At 55.4% G+C, this 23,527-nt stretch carries 18 protein-coding genes; 7 read left to right on the forward strand and 11 right to left on the reverse strand.

The features are described from left to right. Window positions 1-20: 20 nt before the first annotated feature. Window positions 21-2,633, reverse strand: a complete 2,613-nt coding sequence (gene pepN, locus QQL54_RS03290) for an aminopeptidase N (RefSeq protein WP_284387523.1) — start codon at window positions 2,631-2,633, stop codon at window positions 21-23. A gap of 228 nt (window positions 2,634-2,861) precedes the next feature. On the opposite strand from pepN, the gene QQL54_RS03295 reads away from it, so the two are divergent. Then, window positions 2,862-3,437, forward strand: coding sequence for a type 1 glutamine amidotransferase domain-containing protein (locus QQL54_RS03295; protein ID WP_284387525.1), 576 nt, complete (start codon window positions 2,862-2,864; stop codon window positions 3,435-3,437). A 162-nt stretch (window positions 3,438-3,599) separates the two neighbouring features. Further along, the gene (gene yghU, locus QQL54_RS03300; RefSeq protein ID WP_284387526.1) at window positions 3,600-4,448 is read left to right on the forward strand and encodes a glutathione-dependent disulfide-bond oxidoreductase; all 849 of its coding nucleotides are present in this window, start codon (window positions 3,600-3,602) and stop codon (window positions 4,446-4,448) included. Window positions 4,449-4,518: 70 nt separating this feature from the next. Here yghU and QQL54_RS03305 read toward each other — a convergent pair whose 3' ends face one another. The 5 genes from QQL54_RS03305 to QQL54_RS03325 form a co-directional block, all read right to left on the reverse strand. Beyond that, on the reverse strand, window positions 4,519-4,905 hold the full coding sequence (locus QQL54_RS03305) for an STAS/SEC14 domain-containing protein (RefSeq protein ID WP_284387528.1): 387 nt from the start codon (window positions 4,903-4,905) through the stop codon (window positions 4,519-4,521). 342 nt (window positions 4,906-5,247) lie between these two features. Next, a complete protein-coding gene (locus QQL54_RS03310) occupies window positions 5,248-6,336 on the reverse strand; it encodes a transporter (protein ID WP_284387530.1) in 1,089 nt (362 codons plus the stop codon). A gap of 56 nt (window positions 6,337-6,392) precedes the next feature. Beyond that, complete coding sequence (locus QQL54_RS03315; RefSeq protein WP_284387532.1) at window positions 6,393-6,785, reverse strand: hypothetical protein; 393 nt, start codon at window positions 6,783-6,785, stop codon at window positions 6,393-6,395. Between the two features lie 65 nt (window positions 6,786-6,850). Then, window positions 6,851-7,708 carry an aldo/keto reductase gene (locus QQL54_RS03320; RefSeq protein ID WP_284387534.1) on the reverse strand — a complete coding sequence of 286 codons (858 nt, stop codon included), beginning with the start codon at window positions 7,706-7,708 and terminating at the stop codon, window positions 6,851-6,853. Continuing rightward, the gene (locus QQL54_RS03325) at window positions 7,705-8,364 is read right to left on the reverse strand and encodes a glutathione S-transferase family protein (protein ID WP_284387538.1); all 660 of its coding nucleotides are present in this window, start codon (window positions 8,362-8,364) and stop codon (window positions 7,705-7,707) included. Before QQL54_RS03325 ends, QQL54_RS03320 begins: the two co-directional genes overlap by 4 nt. Before the next feature lie 28 nt (window positions 8,365-8,392). Between QQL54_RS03325 and QQL54_RS03330 the strand changes: the two genes are divergently transcribed. Beyond that, entirely contained in the window at window positions 8,393-8,728 is a 336-nt protein-coding gene (locus QQL54_RS03330) for a gamma-glutamylcyclotransferase family protein (RefSeq protein WP_284387539.1), read from the forward strand. A gap of 1 nt (window position 8,729) precedes the next feature. Here QQL54_RS03330 and QQL54_RS03335 read toward each other — a convergent pair whose 3' ends face one another. Beyond that, window positions 8,730-9,374, reverse strand: a complete 645-nt coding sequence (locus tag QQL54_RS03335; protein WP_284387541.1) for a trimeric intracellular cation channel family protein — start codon at window positions 9,372-9,374, stop codon at window positions 8,730-8,732. 109 nt (window positions 9,375-9,483) lie between these two features. Between QQL54_RS03335 and QQL54_RS03340 the strand changes: the two genes are divergently transcribed. Then, on the forward strand, window positions 9,484-11,559 hold the full coding sequence (locus QQL54_RS03340; protein ID WP_284387543.1) for a DUF3857 domain-containing protein: 2,076 nt from the start codon (window positions 9,484-9,486) through the stop codon (window positions 11,557-11,559). A gap of 60 nt (window positions 11,560-11,619) precedes the next feature. Further along, complete coding sequence (locus QQL54_RS03345; RefSeq protein ID WP_284387545.1) at window positions 11,620-12,789, forward strand: DUF8838 domain-containing protein; 1,170 nt, start codon at window positions 11,620-11,622, stop codon at window positions 12,787-12,789. 68 nt (window positions 12,790-12,857) lie between these two features. Here the strand turns inward: QQL54_RS03345 and QQL54_RS03350 are convergent, their stop codons facing one another. Beyond that, window positions 12,858-15,653: a phosphoenolpyruvate carboxylase gene (locus QQL54_RS03350; RefSeq protein WP_284387547.1), complete on the reverse strand. Its 2,796-nt coding sequence runs from the start codon at window positions 15,651-15,653 to the stop codon at window positions 12,858-12,860. Between the two features lies 1 nt (window position 15,654). After that, window positions 15,655-16,662 (reverse strand): type I glyceraldehyde-3-phosphate dehydrogenase, encoded by a 1,008-nt coding sequence (gene gap / locus QQL54_RS03355; protein ID WP_284387550.1) that lies wholly within the window; start codon window positions 16,660-16,662, stop codon window positions 15,655-15,657. Between the two features lie 202 nt (window positions 16,663-16,864). On the opposite strand from gap, the gene QQL54_RS03360 reads away from it, so the two are divergent. Continuing rightward, entirely contained in the window at window positions 16,865-17,764 is a 900-nt protein-coding gene (locus QQL54_RS03360; protein ID WP_284387551.1) for a DUF4349 domain-containing protein, read from the forward strand. Window positions 17,765-17,850: 86 nt separating this feature from the next. Then, the gene (locus QQL54_RS03365) at window positions 17,851-18,822 is read left to right on the forward strand and encodes an NAD(P)/FAD-dependent oxidoreductase (protein WP_284387553.1); all 972 of its coding nucleotides are present in this window, start codon (window positions 17,851-17,853) and stop codon (window positions 18,820-18,822) included. 66 nt (window positions 18,823-18,888) lie between these two features. Here QQL54_RS03365 and QQL54_RS03370 read toward each other — a convergent pair whose 3' ends face one another. Continuing rightward, window positions 18,889-22,545 carry an ABC transporter permease/M1 family aminopeptidase gene (locus QQL54_RS03370; protein ID WP_284387556.1) on the reverse strand — a complete coding sequence of 1,219 codons (3,657 nt, stop codon included), beginning with the start codon at window positions 22,543-22,545 and terminating at the stop codon, window positions 18,889-18,891. Further along, complete coding sequence (locus QQL54_RS03375) at window positions 22,535-23,428, reverse strand: ABC transporter ATP-binding protein (RefSeq protein ID WP_284387558.1); 894 nt, start codon at window positions 23,426-23,428, stop codon at window positions 22,535-22,537. The genes QQL54_RS03370 and QQL54_RS03375 overlap by 11 nt, the downstream gene beginning before the upstream one ends. Between the last annotated feature and the right edge of the window lie 99 nt (window positions 23,429-23,527).

Raw genomic sequence — 23,527 nt, forward strand, 5'->3', positions numbered from 1 at the left:
GCTTGGTCAGGCGCGGGACTTTAACCCCGCGTCCGTTCCGCAATTTCCAGAACATTTTTACTGGGCTTGGCCGCGATGATACGGTCCAGCTCAGCCTGAACCAACGCTTGGCGTCTCGGATCTAGTTTTCGCCAGATTTCGAATGCGCCGAGCAGGCGCGCGGCAACAGATGGGTTGCGGCTATCCATGTCGAGGACTTGATCGGCGAAGAAGCGGTATCCAGACCCATCCAGCTTATGGAACAATTTGGTGTTGCCCATAGAGAAGCCGCCGACGAGGGCGCGCACTCTGTTGGGGTTATTGCGCTCATAGGATGGGGTTTCGGCCAAGCGCGTGATGGCGTGGATTCCGTCAGCGTGATCGCGCATTGACTGAACCGAGAACCATTTGTCGAGTACGAGCGGCTGATCTTTCCATTTCGCAAAGAAAGCCTCCATTGAGCTTTCGACACGTTGTCCGCCAAGACGTGACAGTGTGATCAGGGCGGCGAGCTCGTCCGTCATATTGGTCGCATTATCGAGCTGATTGGACGCCAGCGATGCGGCCAACGGATCGAACCGTGCAGAGAGCAGGGCGAGACAGCGGCTCTTAAGGGCTCGCCGTCCGGCCGCCTCGGCGTCGGGCGAAAAGACGCCAGTCTTGTCCCGCATGGCTTTGTAAGTGACCAGAAGGTCGTCGCGCAGCGCGTCAGCAACCGCGCGGGACAGCCATTGACCCGCTTCATGAACGGCGATGGGGTCAATTGGGGCGGCTTCCATCAGCACTTCCATGCTGGACGGGGATGTCAGGACCAGTGCTTTAAAGGCATTATCGAATTGTGGGTCATTCAGGGTTGTGCCTAGGGCCTTGCAATAATCGCGTAGGGCCGGGTTGGTTTTCGGCATTTTGCCGGCTTCCAGCGCTTTGGCAAAATCAACGAGTAAACGTCGGGCCAGCGTTTGTCCGGCTTCCCAGCGATTAAACGCATCTGGATCATTGCCCATAAGCCGGACGAGGTCTGCCGTCGTCGCGTCTGAGTTTAAAATCACAGGCGCAGAAAATCCCTGCAGCACAGAGATGGAATGTGGTTCATCAAATCTTGGATAGGACACATCCGTCGATTTGGTGGTCATGACCGTCAGTTGCGGCTCCATTAAGGGACCATTCTCGCCAATGGCTTGCCACCGGATCGGGATCAGAACGGCGGCCTTTTTGGGTTGCCCCGGTGTTGGGGGTGTCACTTGTTTAAACGACACGACCTGACTGATGACGGGCTTTGTCGGCGTCCGGCGGCGTCGCACCGTCAGGCGCGGTGTCCCGGCCTGTTCATACCAGCGCATAAATTGTCCCATGTCCTCGCCGGACGCCGTTTCAAAACAGGCGAGAAATTGTTCGATCGTTGCCGCCGTACCATCGAGCCTGTCGAAATAAATATCGGACCCTTTTCGGAACATGTCTTCGCCGAGCCAGGCTTTAAGCATCCGGATCAGCTCCGCGCCCTTTTCGTAAATCGTGGCAGTGTAGAAATTGTCGATCTTCAGATATTCGGTTGGCCGCACAGGATGGGCGAGGGGGCCATTATCTTCGGCAAACTGACGGGCGCGAAGGGCGCGAACATCCTTGATGCGTTGGACAGCTGCGCCGCGCTGATCAGCAGAGAACTCTTGATCGCGAAAGACTGTGAAGCCTTCCTTGAGACAGAGTTGAAACCAGTCGCGGCAGGTGATGCGATTGCCCGTCCAGTTGTGGAAATATTCATGCGCAACGACGCTTTCGATCCGTTCGAAATTCATGTCGGTCGCTGTTTCAGCGTCGGCGAGCAAGAGCGAGGAGTTGAAGATATTCAAACCCTTATTTTCCATCGCACCGAAATTGAAATCACGGACCGCGACGATCATGAACCGGTCGAGATCATATTCTCGGCCAAAGGCGCGTTCGTCCCACGCCATAGCCCGGATCAACGAGTCCATGGCATAGGCCGCCTTGGGCGCATCGCCCGGATCGACAAAGATTTCGAGCGGAATGGACCGCCCGCTCATGGTGGTGAAACTGTCTTCAAGCAGATCAAACTCACCCGCGACTAGGGCGAAGAGGTAGCAAGGTTTGAGGAACGGATCGTGCCAGACGGCGTAATGGCGACCGCCATCAATATCGCCTTCTTCGATCTTATTGCCGTTGGCGAGTAGGGTCGGGTAGGCGGTTTTGTCGGCGTCGATCAAAACCGTGAAGACGCTCATGACGTCGGGACGGTCCGGAAAATAGGTGATCCGGCGAAAGCCTTCTGCCTCGCACTGAGTGCAGAAACGGCCACCTGATACATATAGACCCATCAGCGTCGTATTGGCGCTGGGGTTGCATTTGGATTCAATGTTCAGAGTGAAGACGTCCGGTGTCTCTTCGAGGATTAGTTTATCCTGTGTCAGACGATATTCAGACCGTTTGAGCTGACGCCCATCAATCTCGACTGAGACAAGATCGATCGCTTCACCATCAAGCACCAGAGGTCCTGGCCCAGTTCGCTTCATCTTGAGCAATGAGCGTACACGGGTCGCTTTCGGATCAAGCCGGAAGTCGAAGCGGGTTTCCGAAATCTCAAAATTATAAGGCGTGTAATCCGCAAGGCGGGTCGGCGTGGGGGCAGCGTCAGTTCTCATTCATGCGCTATGCGGGCTTGTGTGCAGGCTGGCAATGTCTAGGGCCAGTGAAGCGCGGCCCATAATTTAAGTTGGTTTAATAACTGATTGTAATTGAATAAAAAATGGAACGATTAGGCTTGCTGTTCATTGATTAGGCAAGACGAGCGCATTTTTCTGCTCATCGCGATGACAATAGCGCATTTTCGAAAGGATGTGCGCCGCGGTTACGAACGAACTAGGAGTACCATGACTAATTTGAACCAAAAGAAACTTCTCATCATTGCAGCCGACGGCTTTCAGCAAGAAGAGTTTTTTGAGCCGCTCGAATATATGCGGGACCAAGGTGCGACGGTACAAGTCGCCTCGATGAAGACGGAACCGATTAAAGCCGATAGCGAAGAGCAGCGCGAGTACACGCCAGAACTAACCTTCAGTGACGTAAATGTTGCCGACTATGACGGTCTGATCATTCCGGGCGGTCTGAAGAATCCCGATATGCTGCGAACGCAAGATAAGGCCGTCCAGCTTGTCCGTGACTTTGCCGAACAGGGCAAAACCATCGGTGCAATCTGCCACGGTCCTTGGTTGCTGGTTGAAGCCGATATTGTTGAAGGTCGCGAATTGACCTCATACCCGTCCATTAAAACGGACATCCGAAACGCAGGTGGCCAATGGACAGACGGCGAAACAGTGACCGACAATGGTATTGTGACCAGCCGTAAGCCCGCAGACATTCCGGCGTTTAACCGGAAGCTTGCCGAAGAATTGAATGAGGGTCGTCACGACCGGACATTCCAGCGCGATTTCAAACGCGCCGCATAATTCGATCTCCGAGGGTCGAAAGATTGATAGGTCCACCCGCTTAACTGCGGTTTGAAACCATCAGTCGTAAGAGCCGCTCCCATCCTCGTGATGGGGCGGCTTTTTTCTTGCCTCAACTGGACGTGATTGGAATGTGTGAGGTTACACGATTAGGACCCTCTAATGACACAAGACCTCTCTGACTACACACCGCCTAAAATCTGGACTTGGGACAAAGGTTCCGGCGGGCGTTTTGCCAATATTAACCGCCCGATCAGTGGCGCGACCCATGACAAAGATCGCCCCGTTGGTGACCATCCATTTCAGCTCTACTCGCTCGGTACGCCTAACGGCGTGAAAGTCACCATTATGCTCGAAGAGCTTTTGGCGGCCGGTCATTCCGGCGCGGAATATGATGCGTGGTTGATCAACATCGGTGAGGGGGATCAATTCTCCTCCGGCTTCGTCGAGGCCAATCCCAACTCTAAGATTCCAGCGCTGATGGATCACTCCGAAGACCCACATGTCCGCATCTTCGAGTCCGGTGCAATTCTGACCTATCTAGCTGAGAAGTTCGATATGTTCTTGCCAACAGACCGGGCGGCCCGCGCCGAATGCCTGTCTTGGCTATTCTGGCAAATGGGCAGCGCGCCTTATCTTGGCGGTGGTTTTGGCCATTTCTATGCCTACGCGCCGGTCAAAATTGAATACGCTATCGATCGATTTGCGATGGAGACGAAGCGCCAGATGGATGTGCTCGACAAACGGTTGGCCGAACATGAGTTCATGGCAGGTGATGCGCTGACAATTGCCGACTTCGCCATCTACCCTTGGTATGGTGGAATGGCCCGTGGGATTCTCTATGAGGCCGCGGAATTCTTGCAAGTCCATGAATATGAGAATGTCATTCGGTGGGCGAAACAACTTGCCGAACGTCCGGCCTTCCAACGCGGGCAGCTTGTGAACCGGACATGGGACGATAAGGGCCTAGCAGAGCGTCACAGCGCGTCTGACTTTGACGGCAAGATTTGAACGACTTGAAAGTCTAGGTACAAAAAACCCGGCCTTGAGCCGGGTTTTTCTTTGGACTTTTGTTGCTGCTTTATGCGGCTTCGAGCCATTCTTCGGCTTCGGCGAGTTCGACAATGCCGAAACTGTCGAGTTCCATTTGCGGCAAGGCTGTGCCTTCGATCTTGGCGCTCGAGCGCAAGAACGGGCTGTCTGTCACGACGGCACAACGACCGCAGGACTCCCAGCCTCGCATCAGATTGGCCAGAGACAGGAATGTTTTCCGAACCGATCCAAGATCAGGGAAATGCATTTTCGGGATTTCGAGATAGAGTTGATATTCGTCTTGGGCGTCGCCCAGCGTGTCGAACCACTGTGTCGCGGCTTCCACTTCGATGTCACTAACGGGTCCGGTGACAATCATTCGGACGATCGAGTCTTCAAATTTTGCGTTCAAATTAGCGGTGTTCAGATTATTCATAAAAGGCTGTTTTCTCCAGTTGCTACATTAAACCAACGGGGGCGCGGCGCACGTTGTTCCGAAAAAGTTCCTGCAATTCTCAGAAATTTCCGATCTCGTGCCTATTGTCCTCATCAGGCGTTGAAAAGACGCCGTTAAGATTTGCGCAAGCTTGTTTCATCATACAACTGCAACGGGTAATCCCTTAAGGCGGTCGTCCGACACAGAAATGGGGAGTGTTCGTCAGGGACGGGACTGGCGGTTTTATCGAAATTTATTCTGATCATGCGCGACAATCGCAACTATCAGAATTCACCGAACCCCCACGACGGACCCCCGGCACTGCGCCGGGGGTCCAGCTTTTTAAAAGGCTTTCTGCCAACCGATTGTCAGGACGCTATCTGTTTCCAACTGTGGCCCCTTAAGATCACGGTGCAGCGGCACGCCATATTCAATGGCAAGACGATGACCTTTCAGCGCGCCTGTCTGACCCGCCAAATTGACGCCGAAGAGGAGCTCGATGCTATCGCCGCCTGAATTGTCAGGGTCGGCGGTCTGCACAGGGGCCATGATAGCCCCGTCAATCCCGTCAATTTTGCCTTGCGTTACAGCCTTCACGCGGGTCGAGAATGAGATCCAATAATCCGGCTCGTAGGATAGCCACGCTGTCCCTTCCAATCGGCTACCAAACTTATAGCCCTCCTCATTCTCACCTAATGGCAAACGGGCTGACGTTTGCGCGCCGTAGCCAATCTTGCCGTGTCGGTCGAAGGCGGTCAGCGCGGGTTTGAAATCCCAAGTCCCAGTGCCGAGCTGCATCGGATAGGGCAGTCGCGGGGTTGGCGTGCCGCCCATCGGTGTCAGGATTTGGTCTGTTTCCTCGTTTGATCCGGTTGGGATCGACAGGCCGAGATTGAGATTGATCTGGCGCTCTTTACGGGTGCTATCATCCAGACCGATGATCGCTGCGATGGTGCTGTCGCCAAAGCCCTTAGACTGGGTCGTGAAGTTGCCGCGCACATTGCTGCCCATAGCGCCCATATAGGTGACATGATCCATGTCGAGCGACCGGTAGCCCGTCATCGCCATCAGCGTCACGCGGTCGGTTAGCCCATACATTCCGCCGACCATATGCATGTCCATTGTCATCTGCAGCGGCACAACACGAAGTGTCGGAGGCTGCATCGGATTGCCGAAGAAGCGGTTGGAGACGGTTGTGGCGATCTGGTCAGGGCTTAGCGGCGTGGTACCGTCCCGATTGCCCTCCATATCCATTGTCATGAAGCGATAGGACAGCATCCATTCGCCCTTTTTGTGGCGATGGTCAGCCATGACTCCAATCGGGGCATGTTCTGAGGCATGAGGTCCATCGCTGCCGTCTTGGTGAGCGTGGACAGGGGTAGAGATTGCAGCGGCCATGAAGGCAGCGCCGCACATAAGTACGTATTTCATTGTAATCTTTCATTTGAACAAGATGAGCCGTCATGGCTCAGAGAAGCGTCAGTCGTTCAAACGAAAGGGGGGGGTGCGCGGGTGCCGCATGGCGGACCGCGAGGAGAGATCGGGCCGAGCGCTTCAGACGCAGGGTGACGATGTGTGAGGCGGCCAAACTGGACGGGAGCCGACACAGTCACGCTGGCCGAAACTACGGTGACATTTGGTGACACGCATCGTTCGCAATCGGGCGGCGCGTCGGATTCTTCTTCCTCTCCGACGATAGAGAGAAGTTCGCTCAGCGCAGCTTTGGCTTCAGCGGAAGCAGCCCGGCCGGATGGATTACAGATCAGGTCTGATAGATCTGTACCGTTTGCGGCGGCATTGGCTTGCGCGTAGGGCAAGGCCAGTTGCAGCAAGACAGCAAATGCCGTCAGCAAGCGCAGGATATGTGGGCGAACCATCATGATCGGCCGCCCATTAGCCGGGTCGACTGGAAAGCAAAACCGTCAAACGGCATGCTTCTGCATTTTTACGGCATGGCCTCACCACGATAGGCTTCGATCAGGTCGTAGAGATCGCGCGCTGGCAGCATGATCTGTCCAGCCTTGGCTGCATCTTCGATCCGGTGGGTGCGTTGCGTCCCGACCAATGGGACGACGTTGGCGCCGAAGCTTCGTGCAAAGGCGAGCGCGATTTGTGTCGCCGTATATCCTGTCTTGCGTCCGATTGTGGCGACAGCTGTCTGCACAGGGCCGGTCTCAGTGAACAAGCGACCGCCACCTAAGGGCGACCATGCCAACACGGTGGCGCCAACTTCCTCTGCAAAATCGAGTGTGCCGTCGGTGATCGGGGATTGCTCCAAAACGGATAGTTCCGGTTGGATCGTGGCAAGCGGTGTGTCGAGGTGGGCGGACAAAGCGCGCATCTGCGACGGGGTGAAATTGCTGACGCCAATCGCGCCGACCTTGCCGCTTTCCAGCATTACCTGAAGGGTTTCCGCGAGCGCCGGCATCGACGTCGTCAGATCCGGGCGATGGATCTGATAGAGCTCGACATGATCGACCTGTAGACGGGTGAGGGAGGCGTCGAGCGCACCCATCAAATAGTCGCGTGAGCTATCATAGGGTCTCGGCGGGATAATGCCGCCTTTGGTCGTCAGGGTCATGCGCCCACGCAGCTCTGGCGACGCCGCGAGTACTTCCCCGAGTACGGCCTCAGCGCCACCAAAGCCGCGTGGTTCACCAAACCCATAAATATCGGCTGTATCGATCAGGGTCATGCCGTGATCCAGTGCCGTGCGGATCAGCTCGTCGGCTTCTTGCACGGTATTGCTGGCGAACCGCCAGCAACCATAGCCAATTGATCCCAATTCAAGCTGCTTGCTCATCGTTCAAAGTCCTTTGCATCCGCAAACGCACGCGCGAAGGCGGGGCGGGCTTTCAATCGGTGCATATAGTCGCGCAGTGGTCCGGTCTTCGCGAGCCCGTAAGCCCGCATCCAGTTTACATTTTGTGCGGCGATACAGTCGGCCGCCGTAAAGGTGTCGCCACAAATCCAGTCATGCGCGCTGACCCGAGCTTCCATTTGCGGGATCATTTCACGCTCAAGCTTGTCGCGATTGAACGCGGCAATAGGCTGACTGCGAACAGGCTCTGGGAACAGAGTTTCGTTCAAGCGAACCTGCCAGAGAGACATGTCGACATGGGCGGCCTGAAATAGGATTTGCTGCGTATATTCGGCACGAGCGCGGAAATCCTCGACGACCGGCGCAAGCCCGGCACTTGGAAACGCATCAGCCAACCATAGGATCATCGCGCCGGATTCGATCAAAGTCTGCTGGCTTTCGTCGTCATAAGCAATGTCTAGGACGGGAACGGCATGGTTCGGATTACGGGCCATATGGGCTTCGCTCATCCCTTCACCGCGCAACATGTTGACGTTCACCAGCTCATAATCAAAGCCCAATTCTTCCAATAAGAACCGCACCCGCGCTGACCGGGAGAGGGGATAATGATAGAGAGTGAGATGCTTAATCTTGGCCATGCCCACCTCATAGTCTAGCAGGCGGTGGATGGAACACCTCTTTTCCTACGGAACCCTGCAACTGCCATCCGTGCAGCGCGAAACCTTCGGGCAAAAAGTCGTGGGCGAACCCGATGCGCTGGTCGGTTTTGCTAAAACAATGGTGGAGATCACCGATGCTGATGTTCTGGCGTTGAGCGGCGAACGGTTTCACCCGATTGTAACACGGACGGGTCATGAGCGGGATCGTGTCGCGGGCACTGTCTTCGCTTTAACCTCTGAACAGCTGGCCCGCGCCGATGCTTATGAAGTTGATGACTATGAACGGGTGGCTGTCACTTTGGCGAGCGGATTAGAGGCTTGGCTCTACGTCGCGCGCGGCTGACCTATTTCGCGCGGGGTAGAGACCAGCCGAAATGAATGGCGCAGGCGCGCAGCGTAAAAGCGAGACTGAAACCGATCAGGGTTGAATACTCAAAAGACAATCCAGCGCGGCTCGACATGGCGAAGCCAAATCCACCCAACAGAGCGGCAGTGGCGTAAATATCCTGTTTGAGCAGCAACGGCTCACGATCTGCGACGACGTCACGCAGCAGTCCGCCCGCCGAGGCGGTGACCCCGCCCATGATCACCGCAATCGTCACGGAATGACCCAGCTCCAGTGCTTTGGCGGCTCCTGCACAGGCGAAGAGCGACAGGCCGACTGCGTCGGCCCAACGTAGAGGTTTAAAGTCCTCAACCCGGGCTGCGAATACAAAGGCAAGCGCGGCCCCGATCAACACCATGCTCAACGACCAGCCATCGGTTAGCCAGAAGACAGGCGCGTCCAATATCAGATCGCGCAGTGTGCCCCCGCCCAGCGCCGGGAGGAATGACAGAACCAGAACGCCGAGTAGGTCCATCTTTGCGCGCACGGCGACAATTCCGCCCGAAATGGCGAAAACAAGCACGCCGATCCGGTCGAGAAGGGCGAGGGCAAAATCAAGGCTCAGCGGATCAAGGCTCATCTCTCCGACCTGCCGTTTCGGCATCTGTAGATCAAGCGGTTGAATGCGTCTGAGCTATCGCGAATTTCCTGTAGACTGCTCCGTTGCATCCCATGCGTGTGTCGGTTAGCCGATATTGAGAGGTGGAAATCAGATGCGCGTGGTAGAAATTTTCTTGGCCGCCACAGTTGGCGTGATGCTGATAATGGGCGCGGCTACGGCCGCGTTGGCTCAGGATGTGTCTGATTATGTGAAAATCACGCCGCGCCCGGATTGGATTGTGCCAGTTGATGCGCCGATTTTCGATGCGGATATTGACGCTGGGCGCGAAACTGTTTTTCCGCTCATAGATTACCAGAACCGACACACAGCGACGACAGATGAGTATTCATATCGCTACGTCGTTGATCTTCTAACGCCTGCAGCTGTTGATGACGAAGGCACACTGAGTATCGATTTTGATCCATCCTATCGGTCGATGCAATTACATCATGTTCGCATCATAAGAGATGGCGAAACTATCGATGCAGCTGACCTGAACGAGGCGATGGTCTTCCGGACGGAAACAGACCGCGATCAGATGATTTTCAATGGCACGCTGACCTTCTTGCTACCGATTTTGGATTTACGGGTCGGGGACCGTTTGGACGTTGCTTATACGCGGAGCGGCCGAAGAGAGGCGATCGGTACAGGATTTCTCCTACGCCGCACATTTGCAACAACCAGTGAGATCAAACGCCGCTTCCTGCGTGTGTCAATTGCGCGCGGCTTGGACATCTACACTCAGACTCACAATGACCCGCCAGAACCGGAGCGTATGAACGAAGACGAATGGACAGTTTTCCAGTGGGATGCGCCGGACCCAGAAGCGCCTGCTTATGACTCTGATAGTCCGAGCTGGTCTTTTGTCCGTCCGTCCTACGAAATCTCCAATTTTGAGAGCTGGGCGCAGGTCGGAAATCTCTTCCACAAATATTATATCCGGACGGATGATGACCGCGATGCAGTGCGCGAAATTGCCGCTGAAATTGCGGCAGAACATGTTGACGCCAAGGCGCGAGCTCGGGCTGCGTTGGATTGGGTGCAGAGCCATATTCGCTATGTAGGACTGGAATTAGGCGAGGGCGGTTTTGTCCCGCGGCCGCCTGACAGGGTGCTTCGTCGTCGGTTTGGGGATTGCAAAGACGTCACTATGCTATTGCTGACTCTGCTTGATGAGCTAGGCGTCTTAGCGGACCCGATGCTTGTTGACCTCAATGAACGAGGTGGTGAGTTCATGGGGCTAGCGAATCCCTATGCTTTTGATCACATTATGGTTTTGGCCGAGATCGACGGCGCGCTCTACCCACTCGATGCAACCCGCGACCCGCAAATCGGTACGCTCGATACGATGGAAAAGGGCGACATAGACTTTGGTCTAAGACTTCGTGATGGGGCGTCCGTTGTGACGAAACTACCCCAGTCCGACTATGAAGCTAGAGAGCTCATCACAGAACGGTTCGATCTAGTCGCTGAGCCGGGCGTCATACTATACTCGATCAATTTCCGAGAATATGGCGAAGATGCTGACAACACATTAGCTTGGATAGCCCGCGATGGTGAAGACGATGTAATTAACAGTTTTGTCGAATATCTATCCGACATCTACCCAACCTTGGAGCCGGATGGTGATCTCAGTTGGAGCTCGGATGATGAAGAAGGATGGTCGGAATTGCGTATGTCGTTTCGGTTGTCCGGATATACGGCGGATGATCGCCGGTCATTGAACACGCGTGCCTATCAAATATTGGCGGCTATGCCAGATTTTGAAGGCGGTGAACGCACTTCGCCTTTCAGCATAAAGCACCCGCGTAACATTCGGCATATTATCGAATATATCGCCGACGACCGCTATTCCTTCAACGATGAAGATAAAACCGTCGAGACGGACGCCTTTCGTTATGTTTATAAGACTACAGTTGCGGATAATGTGCTTCGAGAGGTGTTTCACTGGACAACGAAGCAAGGCCATATTGATGCCAAGGACTTCGCCAAAGACATGGCCTCCATTAGTGAAATTCGGGATTGGAATTATACGACGATAAATCTTCCCTTCGATGAGGGGGGTGACGTCGCGATGAGTAGGTCGACCCAAGTGTTAGCGTGGTTGTTCCTAATCGCTTTTCCGCTCACGGTACTATCGTTGATTTGGCGTTCCAAAAAACGATCACAAATCGCGTCATCTAATTGATCTGCCGAGTGTCGAGTCCTAAGCTTTCCAGCTAGACCTGACCGAAACGGATCTCACGACATGGATGATATTCAAGGCTTCGATGCCACTAATGCGGATGTGCGCGAGGATGTGAAGGATCGGTACAGCGCGGGCGCTCAGGCCGTCGAAGCCGCACTTTGCTGTCCGATCGACTATGATCCGCAATATCTAAAAATTATCCCGCAAGACGTGCTCGACCGCGACTATGGCTGCGGTGATCCGTCCCGTTACGTTCGCGAAGGCGACACTGTGCTCGACCTCGGCGCTGGCGGCGGAAAAATCTGTTTCATCGCCTCACAAATCGTCGGCCCGGAAGGCCGCGTCATCGGTGTCGACATGACGGACGAGATGCTGGACCTCGCGCGCGAAAATGCGCCTGTCATTGCGGACCGAGTCGGCTACGCTAATGTCGAATTCCGGCGTGGTCATATCGAAGATTTAAAGCTCGATCTCGACCGCCTGAACGAATGGCTGGCCGCCAATCCAGTGACTGACGCGAACGGACTGGAAGCGATGGAAGCGGAACAGCTTCGACTGCGGACTGAGCTGCCGATGATCCCCGACAATAGCGTTGATGTTATCGTCTCGAACTGTGTCCTGAACCTGGTGTCAGACGCCAAAAAGCATCAGCTCTTCTCAGAGATGTTCCGCGTGCTGAAAGTTGGCGGACGGATCGCTGTGTCTGATATCGTCTCAGATGAAGATAGCCCCGACGCGATGAAGCAGGATGCGCGGCTCTGGTCCGGCTGTATCTCAGGTGCGCTGCGCGAAGATCATTTCGCCGAAGCGCTAGAAGCGGCAGGTTTCCACGGCATTATGCTCGACAAATGGGAGGCGAACCCTTGGCAGATTGTCGAAGGGATTGAATTCCGCTCAGCGACCTATCTCGCCTATAAAGGTAAGCAGGGCGACTGTCTGGAGAAGAACCAAGCGGTTATTTATAAGGGTCCATGGCGCCATGTTCAGGATGATGACGGGCATGTGTTCCGTCGCGGCGAACGCTCAGCCGTGTGTGAGAAGACCTTCAATCTGATGCAGCGTGAGCCTTATGCCGATCAATTCTACTATATCGAGCCGAGCCTTCCTGTTGCAGAGCGGATCGAATGGCCCGCAGATGATTGCGGCGTCCGCCGCCGCGATCCGCAAGAGACAAAGAAGGGCGCACCGAAATTGACGACGGATGTCTCTCAAGGGTCGTCTTGCTGCTAGGTGAAAGGCCGCGCACTGCGCGGTCACTCGTTCGCTGACAATCGATCCACTGGATCGATTGTTTTGCCTCACCCAAACGCATCATAGTGATGGGTGACGGCGACCGTGATTTGGCGGACCAAATCGCGCGCGCGCGATAGCGGTTTGATGACCTCGTCGGCAATGTGCTGGAACCCGCCGCTTTCGGGCAGGTCGGTTTCTTCGGTCAGCTCTCTCGTCCAATCCAGTGCGGGTTTCGTCGCGGGATAACGGGCTTCCAGATCCTCGATAATACCGTCAATTTGGAAGGTCTGTAGGCGCTGTAGAACCGATAGGCGCGACGTTTCCGAGTCGGACACAACCGGTAATTCCGTCGCTATAATCATCATTTTCATAACAATGGCGAGCCGGAGTGCGTGCAGGATCGTCAAAATATCGTTGCTCTCATCACGTGGAAACTGCCTTTGGGTTTCCAAGATGTCGAAGCGCAATCGGTTCGACAGATCCATGATTTGCGACCGCCAGCGACTGGTCATCAGTGTGTCAGCGACGACAGCGGAACGCTCGGCCAACATGGGTTCCTGACCGGACAAAGCGCGCGAAACCCAGAACCCCGGATCGAACAGGCGACCATAGCCGGTCAGGATAGAGAGGTTCGTCCGGCCCATCGTAGTGTCGACCAGCGCAAAAATGGACTTGGCTCGCGCGGAACGCTGTAACAGAGATTCGAACTTTTCAGGGTCAATGCCAGCAGCCCGACCGACGCCATAAAACAGGTTCGCAGGGCAACCAAACTGCTGCAAAATCGCATTATGCGGAATGGCGCGCAACTGGCGCGGGTCGAACATGTCGGCTCCGCTGCCGGACTTAGCGCGTTTGACTGCCCGTGACCCTGTTGGGATTAGCAGGTTCTGTCCAAACCCACCCAAAATCGCGACATAGTCAGGATCGTCATAGAGCTTTTCCTGCGCGTTCTGGATCGTCCGGTAGAGATCCCAAGAAAAGTCACGCTCCGTATAAAACGGATCGGCTTCGGCTTCGGATCGGTCGGCAAAGCGGGCTTCGAACAGGCTAAGCACTGTGGCCTCGGCCAGGTCCGGTGTCTGGAACCAGAGGAACCCATCGCCGCCCTGAAAGCTGGTCTCGTGACGCAGCGCAATGTCGCGCTTTTCAAACTGACGAATGGCATAAGGGCTCATCGCATAGTCGACACGTTGGGCCACTGTGCCGGGATGACCACCCCGACCCAGGCCTTCGCCATGCGTATTGAAGACGAGCGCCGTCACGTCTTCGAGACCCGCCTTGTCGAGTTCGCGGGCGAGCTGGCTCTGGACTCGTTCGATCGCAAGGGTCGCTGGGAGTTGCCCCATGAACCGGCCTGCATCGGAAAAACCCGTCTGCACGGCGAACACGCCGCGCGTCTGAATATACTCGCGATAGGCAGAGTTTTCGAGCATCTTACCAATGATCCGCCCACCATTATTAAGCGCGTCCGACGTCTCAAACAGCGGTGAAATGTCGAGATGTTCTTCCAGCCCATAAAGCCGCGCGAGATAGAGAGCGCCGAGTGGGACGAGACTATCTTCGGTCTCCGCAATCAGTAGCCGGATCGGTGTTGAGGCGTCGATATATTTGTGGATCTGCGCCGACAGGATCATCTTTTCATGCGCGGTTGACCGTTCCAGTGCGAGCGAGGCGAAGTTGACTGGTCGGGCTTTTGTTTTCCGCGTCATCTCCGTCGCGCGGCGGATCAAGGTGCGATTATCGCTCGTGTCATCTTTGAGGCCGAAAGCGGCGCGCATGGCGGCATTGATATGCCGCGCATTGACGCGGAAATGGATCCGCGCCGTACCCAGACCGAAGGCAGCCATCCGGGCTTTCAATGTCAGGATATCGAGTGCAGTCGCATCGTCGGCGTCTGTAATTGCCGCATCGATGACGCTAACCAGATCATCGGTCGACATCAGGCGTCGATCTGATTGCCGGGTCAAATTATTTGCGGCGGCGACGAGGTTTTCGGTCTCGTTCAGATCGGTCTCAAACAGGGTCAAGTCACGGCGTGCGGATTTAAGCCCGTCCTGCAACCGTTCAGCCAAGGCAGAGAGTTTTGCGCCTTTGGCCGTGAGCGTTTCAGCGTCTGTCAAATATCGGGCGATCATGTCGCGTTTTTCCGACAGGCGCAGGCGGAGCGCGTCGCCCCAGCTAATATCGGTACGACCATCAATGTCATATCCAACCCAGCTATAGGCGTCGGCCAAATGCGGCGTGAGGGTGGTCCACTGTTCCGGGAACAGGTCGCGGGCGACTTGCAGGACGATGCGGTTCGCGCTGTCGAGTGCGGCCTGGATACGGATCAACGCAGCTTGCGTGTCTTCATGCTCCTCAATCAGAGTCGGCGCGCGCTTGGGCAAATAGGGGAAGGTCTTGAGTGTTTTGACAGAGGCAGCGGGCAATGTTTTGGCAGTGGCGATATCGCCTAGAACGTTGCGGATGTCGCGCGAGAGCGAGAAAGTTGGGTGCGCCGTAAGGACAATTCCGAAGGCAGGTGCTTCTGCCCAAGCCTTGAACGCGTCCCAGCCTAATTTGGATTGAGTCTTGGCAATTTCGGCAACAGAGTCGCGCAACTCGTCAGCGCGATCCAAGCCAGCCCGCGTCCGTAGACGTCGGGCCCGCGCAATGGCGGCTTCATCAGAGAGCTGCTTAACCAGCGCTTCGATGCCCTTAAAGGCAATGGAGCGATCTTCGACTTCGCGAGAAATGTCATAGGCCAGGCGCTTGACCGGATTGGATTGCGGATCGGAGCGAATGCCGTCCGCATGGGTGTCGAGCGCGGCGGAGAGGCGCTGCCGTAACTCGTCTGAACTTTCGCGCTTATAGACTGTCATCCTATAGGAACTTCGCCATCACTGCGGCTGTGTCGAGCATCCGGTTCGAGAAGCCCCATTCATTGTCATACCAAGAGAGGACCCGGACGAAATTGCTCGACGGCACCATCGTCTCAGTGCTCAGCACGGTCGAGGAATGTGGATCATGGTTGAAGTCGACAGACACGGTCAAATCGTCGGTGATTTGTAAGACACCGGGCATAGTTTTGGCCGCCGTGCGGAACGCGTCATTGACAGCATCGACGCTAGCAGCCTTCGCCGTATTGACGACAAGGTCGACGGCAGAGACGTTAGGTGTCGGGACGCGGATCGCTTTACCGTCCAGTTTGCCGTCTAGTTCTGGCATGACGAGGCCGATCGCTTTCGCCGCGCCTGTGCTGGTTGGAATCATCGACAGAGCCGCGGCGCGGCCGCGGTTGAAATCTTTGCGGTGAACGCCGTCCAATGTCGGCTGGTCGCCCGTGTAGCTGTGGACCGTCGTCATGAAACCAGACTCGATCCCGAAAGTTTCGTGTAGCACTTTGGCCAGCGGCGCGAGCGCGTTGGTCGTGCAGGAGCCATTAGAGACCACAAGGTCGTCAGCGGTGATCGTGCCGTCATTGACGCCGAATACGATGGTCTTGTCGGCATTCTTACCGGGCGCGGAAATCAGAACCCGTTTGGCGCCTGCGTCCAGATGTTTCGCGGCGGCATCTCGGGCGGTGAAAATGCCTGTACACTCCATAACGATGTCGACGTCATTATCGGCCCAGTTCTGATCGGCGAGATCGCGAATGGCGGTCACTTGGATAGGGCCTGAGCCGATGTCGAGACTGTCATCGGTCACGGATACCGTGCCAGGAAAACGGCCGTGAACGCTGTCGTATTTGAGCAAATGCGCGAGGTTTTCAGTCGAGGACAAATCGTTGATGGCGACGACTTCCAGATCGTGAGATCCAGATTCGTGCAAAGCCCGAAGGACGTTGCGTCCAATCCGACCGAATCCATTGATAGCGATGCGCGTAGTCATGTTAGCAAACCTCTTTCCTTGACAGCGCTGTCATAGCGCAAACGCTCGCCTTCCGAAAGATGCGATAACGGTTCACGATAATATTCGTCTGAGGCAAGCGAGACAATGGATCAATGAGCCCCTACGGTTGTATGATTCTGTTTTTCAGCGAATAATCGGCTTACTGCACAATTTTGCCACACAGCTCTCTGAAGGAGCCTCCATGCGCTACTCACCTTTTTGGATCGTTCCACTGAGCCTTTTGCTCCTTTCCGCCTGTACCGATACGACCTCCCGAAACTCGGATCGCTTAGACTATGGTGTTGAATCTGCGCCCGAACCCATCATTGTCACTGGGTCTCGATTGAAACGCTCAGATGTTGCTGCTGATAGCGCAGATGGGGCTCAATCTGCCGCTAACTACCTAGCCTATCGTTATGGCTATAGTTTCGAACTCCCCTCAGCATCTGTCAAAGCGACGGCACAGTCTCATGCCCAGCGTTGCATCGAGGCCGGGGCGAAGCTTTGTCAGGTGCTGAATACGTCGACGCGAGATTATGATGCGGATAATGTGTCGGCGAGCCTGACCCTGCGCGCCGAGCCGGAATGGCTAGACCAATATGCCGCTTCGCTGATTGAAAGCGTCAACAAAGCCGACGGTAAAATGACGGCTTCTAGCGTCAGCGCCCAAGACCTCACGCGTCAAATCTTGGATGTGGATGCGCGCCTGTCGGCCCAGACAACCCTGCGCGACCGCCTGACCGGATTGCTGGAAACCCGTGATGCGGAGCTAGCAGATCTGTTGGCACTGGAACGTGAGTTGGCGCGTGTGCAGGCCGAAATCGAAAGCGCGACTTCAAATCTGGCGGCCCTGCGCCAGCGCGTCACCATGTCGGTCGTCGATATTGATTACTCCTCTAAAAGTCGCGCTGTCTCCAGCTCTGCCGTTGCCCCAATCGCGCAGGCCTTAAAGGACTTCTTGCGGACCCTGTCTCAAGGTCTGGCGGGTGTCATCGGGTTCATCGCCGTGACCTTGCCTTGGTTGATCTTCGTGCTGCTGCCAGTCTTTTTCGGCATTCGTTGGCTGTGGCGTCGTCGTCCGTCCAAATCGCGCAAGTCGTAACAGATTCGGTTTGCCCCAACTCTTGGCGGAGTTAGGCCGTATCTAACTTGGCCGTCTTTCGTCGGCAGATGAGACAAGGCTGAACCATGAAAATTGCGATCATCGGCGCTGGCATGGCCGGGCTGACAGCGGCGCGCCGCCTGTCTGACAAGCATGAGGTCGAGCTGTTTGATAAGAGCCGGGGTGTCGGCGGGCGTATGAGCACGCGTTATGCTGGGGACTATGAGTTCGACCACGGCGCGCAATATTTCACGATCACCGATCCGGAATTTCAATTCCTCATCGACGCCATCGCCGATAATGGCTGTGCGACGCGCTGGGACAGTCGAGGTCTGTATTTGCGAGACGGCGAGCTGACCAAGGACACAGGTCGCCCTCGTTGGGTTGGATCGCCGCGCATGAACGTGATCGCCAAAGCGCTCGCTCAAGGGCTTCAGATCAATTTGGGGCGTCGTGTATCCAGTATTTCTGGGTCTGCGGGAAATCTTAGCCTAGCTTTTGAAGAGGGAGGCAGCGAAGGTCCGTTCGACCGAGTAATCTGCACCGCTCCCGCGCCACAAGCGGCCGCGATGTTACCACCTAACTCACTCCTACAATCTGTCTTGGCCGACGTGCATATGCATGCCTGTTTCGCGCTGATGGTCGGGTGGGCAGAGCCATTTGATCCGGGCTGGGACAGTCTGCGTGTCACGGATCTGCCGATTAGCTGGTTGGCTCTGAATGCGAGCAAGCCAGGTCGGAATCCGGCTGTCCCAACTCTGGTTGTCCACGCCGCTCCGGCTTGGTCCGACAACCATGCTGACGCCGATCGGGATTGGGTTCAGTCTATCATGTTGGGCGCTGCATCAGTCTTGTGTGATCGGAAATTGGATCAGGCTCCGCATATCGCGCTGCATCGCTGGCTTTATGCCTATTCAAATGCAGGTGTGGGTCAGGACTGTCTGATCGATCCTGATCGCGGCGTAGTATTGGCCGGGGATTGGTGCGTTGGCGGTCGGGTCGAGGGGGCCTTTGTTAGCGGTCGCGCCGCCGCTAACCACATCCTTGCTTCCGACTGAAGACGTCTGAGTAAAATTGCGAGCGCCCCGTGGGGCACCCGCTTGAGGATAGGGGTGAACGGGCGACTAGCTGTCGCTCGCATCCTCCACATCTTTAGTATTATCGTTGATGTTGCGCTCAATCAGGCGGCGATGCGGGTCTAGCACGATATGGGTCGGACGTTCGTCGACCGTAAAGGTGAGTGTCGCTTCGGCTTGATCAACCTGAACGGTCTCAAGAGCCATTGGGTTGGCGCCGAGGTCGGCCTTCGGATCTTCCGTGTAGAAGCCGATCTGGACGAACTCGCTGAGGCTTACGCCGTCGATTTCGGATATAGAGGTTTCCTTGCCGTCCTCTTCACTGGCGTATTTCTTGTCCAGCTTGAGCGGCACCGAAACTTCGAACCGATCATCGACAGACGTTACAGTAATCTCTGCCTCGTCTTGGAAGCCAAGCTCCCAGAAGGTGATCTTGTTCCAATAGTCATCAATGAGGTTATGATATTTCGGATCTACCTCTTCTTTGAGAATGGCCAAAAGCTCCAGCGTGGTCGGATAGGGCGCGCCTTTGTCGGCCCCATGTTCGATCAGGAACCGTTTCACAGCGCGCTGAACCGGCTCATTGCCGATAATGCCGCGCATGCCCCAGAACACCCAACTGGTCTTCTGATAGTTCAGATAACCCTGACCTTCGGCTTCCGCGAGTACAGGCTCTTCGTCGCGCTCGAAGGTTCTCGTGGTCAGATACTGAATGACCGAGCGCTCTTCGTGCATTCGGCGCGCCTTGGCGAAGTCATAGTGCCGTTCATAAGCCAGCATTGTCGCATTCTCGGTCAGACCTTCAGAAAGCAGGTTTGATCCTTTGGCGAAGGCGCCGATGACTTGGTGGGCAAACCATTGATGCCCGATTTCGTGCATTGTCACATAAGTGGCAAAATCGATGCGCTTGGGATCTTCGGCATCGCCGGGATCCTGTACGAAGCCGATTGTTTCTGAAAACGGTACGGTGCCCGCGAACGCTTGTGCGAAGCTAGCGAATGGAAATTCCATGATCCGCAGCTGCGCATATTGGTACGGGCTGAACGTCTCATGATAGACGGTCATAGACGTTTTCATCGCATCGAACATGAGATCGATATTGAAGTCATGCTCCGGGTGGAAATAGATTTCCAGATCGATGTCCGTTCCGTTGGGATTAACCCATACATCCTTGCGAACCTCATACTCCGCCGTGAGGAAAGAGAAGAAGTTCAAGATTGGATTGATCGATTTGTAGGTCCGGCAGCGACGGCCATCCTCGATTGTTTCGCCGCGGAACTTACCGGGCGCGACCGGGATTTGGCTCTCGATCGTGCAGACTTCGGCATCGAAATCGACATAATCGGCAAAGCCCGAGAACGACGTCAACAAATGGCGTCGACGCGCCGCTGGATCATCGCGTTCCGGCCATTCGACCCGTTCACCCAGATCATATTTCCGGCGCAGGTCAGGGTCGCTGATAAAGCCAGCTTCAAGATTGCCGAAGGTTAGTAGCGCCTGAGTGTTGTTCACAAACGTGCCGTTGCGGGCGATCGTTGACCCTTGTGTAATAGTCGGCCCTGTGAACTGAGTGGTGAAGCGCACAGTCCGGCTTTCGCCCGGCTGTAAGGGCGGATCGAATTCTACTTCCTGAACATTATGATCGTCGCGCAGTTCATCGGCGCGAGCCTCGCCGGACACGATTGCCGCGCCATCAATCTCAAGCTTAGTGATATTATCCACGCCGACCGACGAAAACACGGTTGTTCGGACAATGGGTTCGTCATGTGGATTGTCGATCTCATACTCGCCAACAAAAGTTGCTGTTTGTGAGGAAGGGAAGAAGTCTGCCTTAACGCTCACTTGGGTGATGCGAGGCGGGGGTTGTTTCCACATATCGCCAACCAGGCGCTCAAACTCAGCCTGTGTAGCTTCACGCTGATCGGAGTTCTGATAACCTTGGTCTTGATAGCTCTGCAGTCCAGCATAACCGAAGCCCACAAAGAGCAATATGCCTAGCGCTGCGGTGGCAAGAGAGGGAATCGACAGACGTTTCTTAATGGATTTTAGACGCTCGACCAAGCCGACCTGCATGCCGCGACGCCAGACCCAGATTGACAGGACGCCTAAGATCAGGATCATTCCCATCCAATAGGCAAACTCCCAGCCAAACCCTTTCGGGTTAGAGAAACCAGCCATTTCGGAATAGGCGCCTGCGCCAGCACTGCCAAAATTCATCAGCGGGTGGTAGAAGGGCAACTGGCCGATAAAGAAGATCAACCCGACCAAAACCGCGGCGCTGACCAACATGCCAATAATCCGTCCCGGCATGAAGTTCTGGATGAACATCACAAGCATGCCTTGGAAGAAGAAGCCGACATAGAAACTGATGATACCAATGGCCAAGAAGGTCGTTGGCACCACAGGCACACGATCCCACCCAACGATGAGTTGAGCCGTCATGCCCGCTAATAACAGGCCTAGAATGAGCGTGAGTAGAAGGAGGGCGAGCGCGCCCCATTTTGCGAAGAGCAGGGACACGTTGCGAACGGGTGTTGCGTCCAAAATGCCGTGCATGTTCGACGTACGGTCCCGCCACATAATGTCGGACCCGAAGAAGACCATGATGATCAGCATTGGGAACAACAGTGAGCCTAACGCAATTTGAGTCATGAATCGGCTGGTTGGTAGCGTCGTGCTCGCGCCCATAAAGATCGCGACCAAGAGTGTTATGCCGAATAAGGCAATCGCGATGCCGACCAAAATAATGAAGGCTGTGCTGCGTACGGTTGAGAGATACTCAAACTTTAGACGCGTCCAGAAGGCGCTCAGCGTGAAGCCGGTCCCCAAGTCTGGCGTAGCTGGTGTGACGCGTTTTGGCACGTCGATCGGGCTATCGTCAGCCCGGCGTTTCACCCGCCGATTGAGAATGCCTCGGGTCGACATTAAGAAGGCGGTTCCAAATAAAACGAGTCCGACAATGCCGTAAACCAAACGGTTCAAGCCGACCCAGCCCGTGATTGGGGCCATATTTTCATTCTGCTCAGCGGCCGGCCAGAATTGTGTTTCCACGGCCAGTGACGTTGCCCCAAACGGGTCAACAAGCGCGGCGATCCATTCGTCTGGTCGTTCGCCGGCGATGACGCCGCCAATCAGATAAATCACCAACAGGCCGACGGCGCTGACATAGACGATGGCGCGGTTGCGCGTGATGACAGCGATCGCCGTGTAAATCCCAGATACTAGAAGCGCGTTGATAACGACAAAAAGCAAAAACGGCTGAATATAGTGTAGAGCATTGAAACTTTTGAATGTTTCGGCGTCCCCCCACGGCATGAATGGACCAACGGCTGTGCCGATAACTAGGCCTGACAGGCTGAGAACCGTGACCGCCCAGACGCCGAGCATGCGCGATAGCAACATGTCGCTTGTTTTGACGGGCGTCGCGTGGACGACCTCAACCGCGCCATGCGTATCGTCCCGCATAACGCCTGTGACAACGAAGACGGCGGCGAAGAAAATTGAAAACAGGCTGAAGGCCGACACGGTAATGGCAATGGGAATCGCCCCGTTGACTTTGACCCGCTCACCACCAGCAACGCCGATGGCAAAATCCTCATGTGATGAGAACAAGATGCCGACGGCCAGCATAACGATGAGGGCAATCCAGAACCCAATCTGGCGTGTGTGTATTTTAAATTCAAAGGCGAATAGCTTAGGCAGCATCACGGATCTCCGCGTTCATCAAGCCGTTCAAATGCGCGAAATAGGCGTCTTCGAGCAGTGTCTCGCGCTTGGTCCAGCCTTTGCCGGGTGACGTGTCGGAGAGGACCGACACGACCGTTTGACCGCGGAGACGACGGGTCGAGAGCACAGGCATGGTCGCTTTCATATTATCGACGTCCTCGTCACTATCGACGCGTTGGGTCCAGACTTTACCGTCGATTTCGGAGACCAAATCTTCCGGTGCGCCGCGAATAATCAGGCGGCCATTGCCCATCACGCCCATATCGTTGCAGAGGTCACGCACATCTTCGATAATATGGGTCGACAGGATGATAATTTTTTCGTCGCCAGCCCGCGACAGAATGTCGAGGAAGCGTTGACGTTCAAGCGGGTCCAATCCGGCTGTCGGTTCATCAACAATGATGAGCTGCGGATCGCCGAGCAGGGCTTGAGCAACACCGAAACGTTGGCGCATACCGCCGGAATAGGTCGACACGGAGGCCGTACGGTGGGTCCAGAGATTGACCATTTGCAGCAGTGATTCGACTTGATCCTTGCGGGCGGTTTTATCGGTGATGCCCTTTAGGATCGCGATATGGTCAAGCAGTTGCAGCGCGCTCATGCGCGGATAAACGCCAAAATCTTGTGGGAGATATCCGAGCACGGACCGGACTGTGTCCGGGCGCTCTGTAATGTCGACGCCGTTGAAATGAACCGTGCCACTGGTCGGTTCTTGCAAAGTGGCTAGGGTGCGCATCAGGGTCGATTTGCCAGCCCCATTCGGACCAAGAAGACCGAACAGACCGGGCTTCAACGTCAACGATACATCGTCGAGTGCTTTCAGGTCACCGAACGTCTTAGTCAGATTTTTGATTTCAAGCATTTATGCCTCCCATTTAGGGGGCAGAAAGCACAGCTCTTATCGAAAAACAACAAAAACCGTCAGCGATGATGTCGCGGGTAAACAGAGTCAGGCTAGGAA

Origin of the sequence: Algimonas ampicilliniresistens (assembly GCF_030159955.1) — a bacterium.
Lineage (GTDB): Bacteria > Pseudomonadota > Alphaproteobacteria > Caulobacterales > Maricaulaceae > Litorimonas > Litorimonas ampicilliniresistens.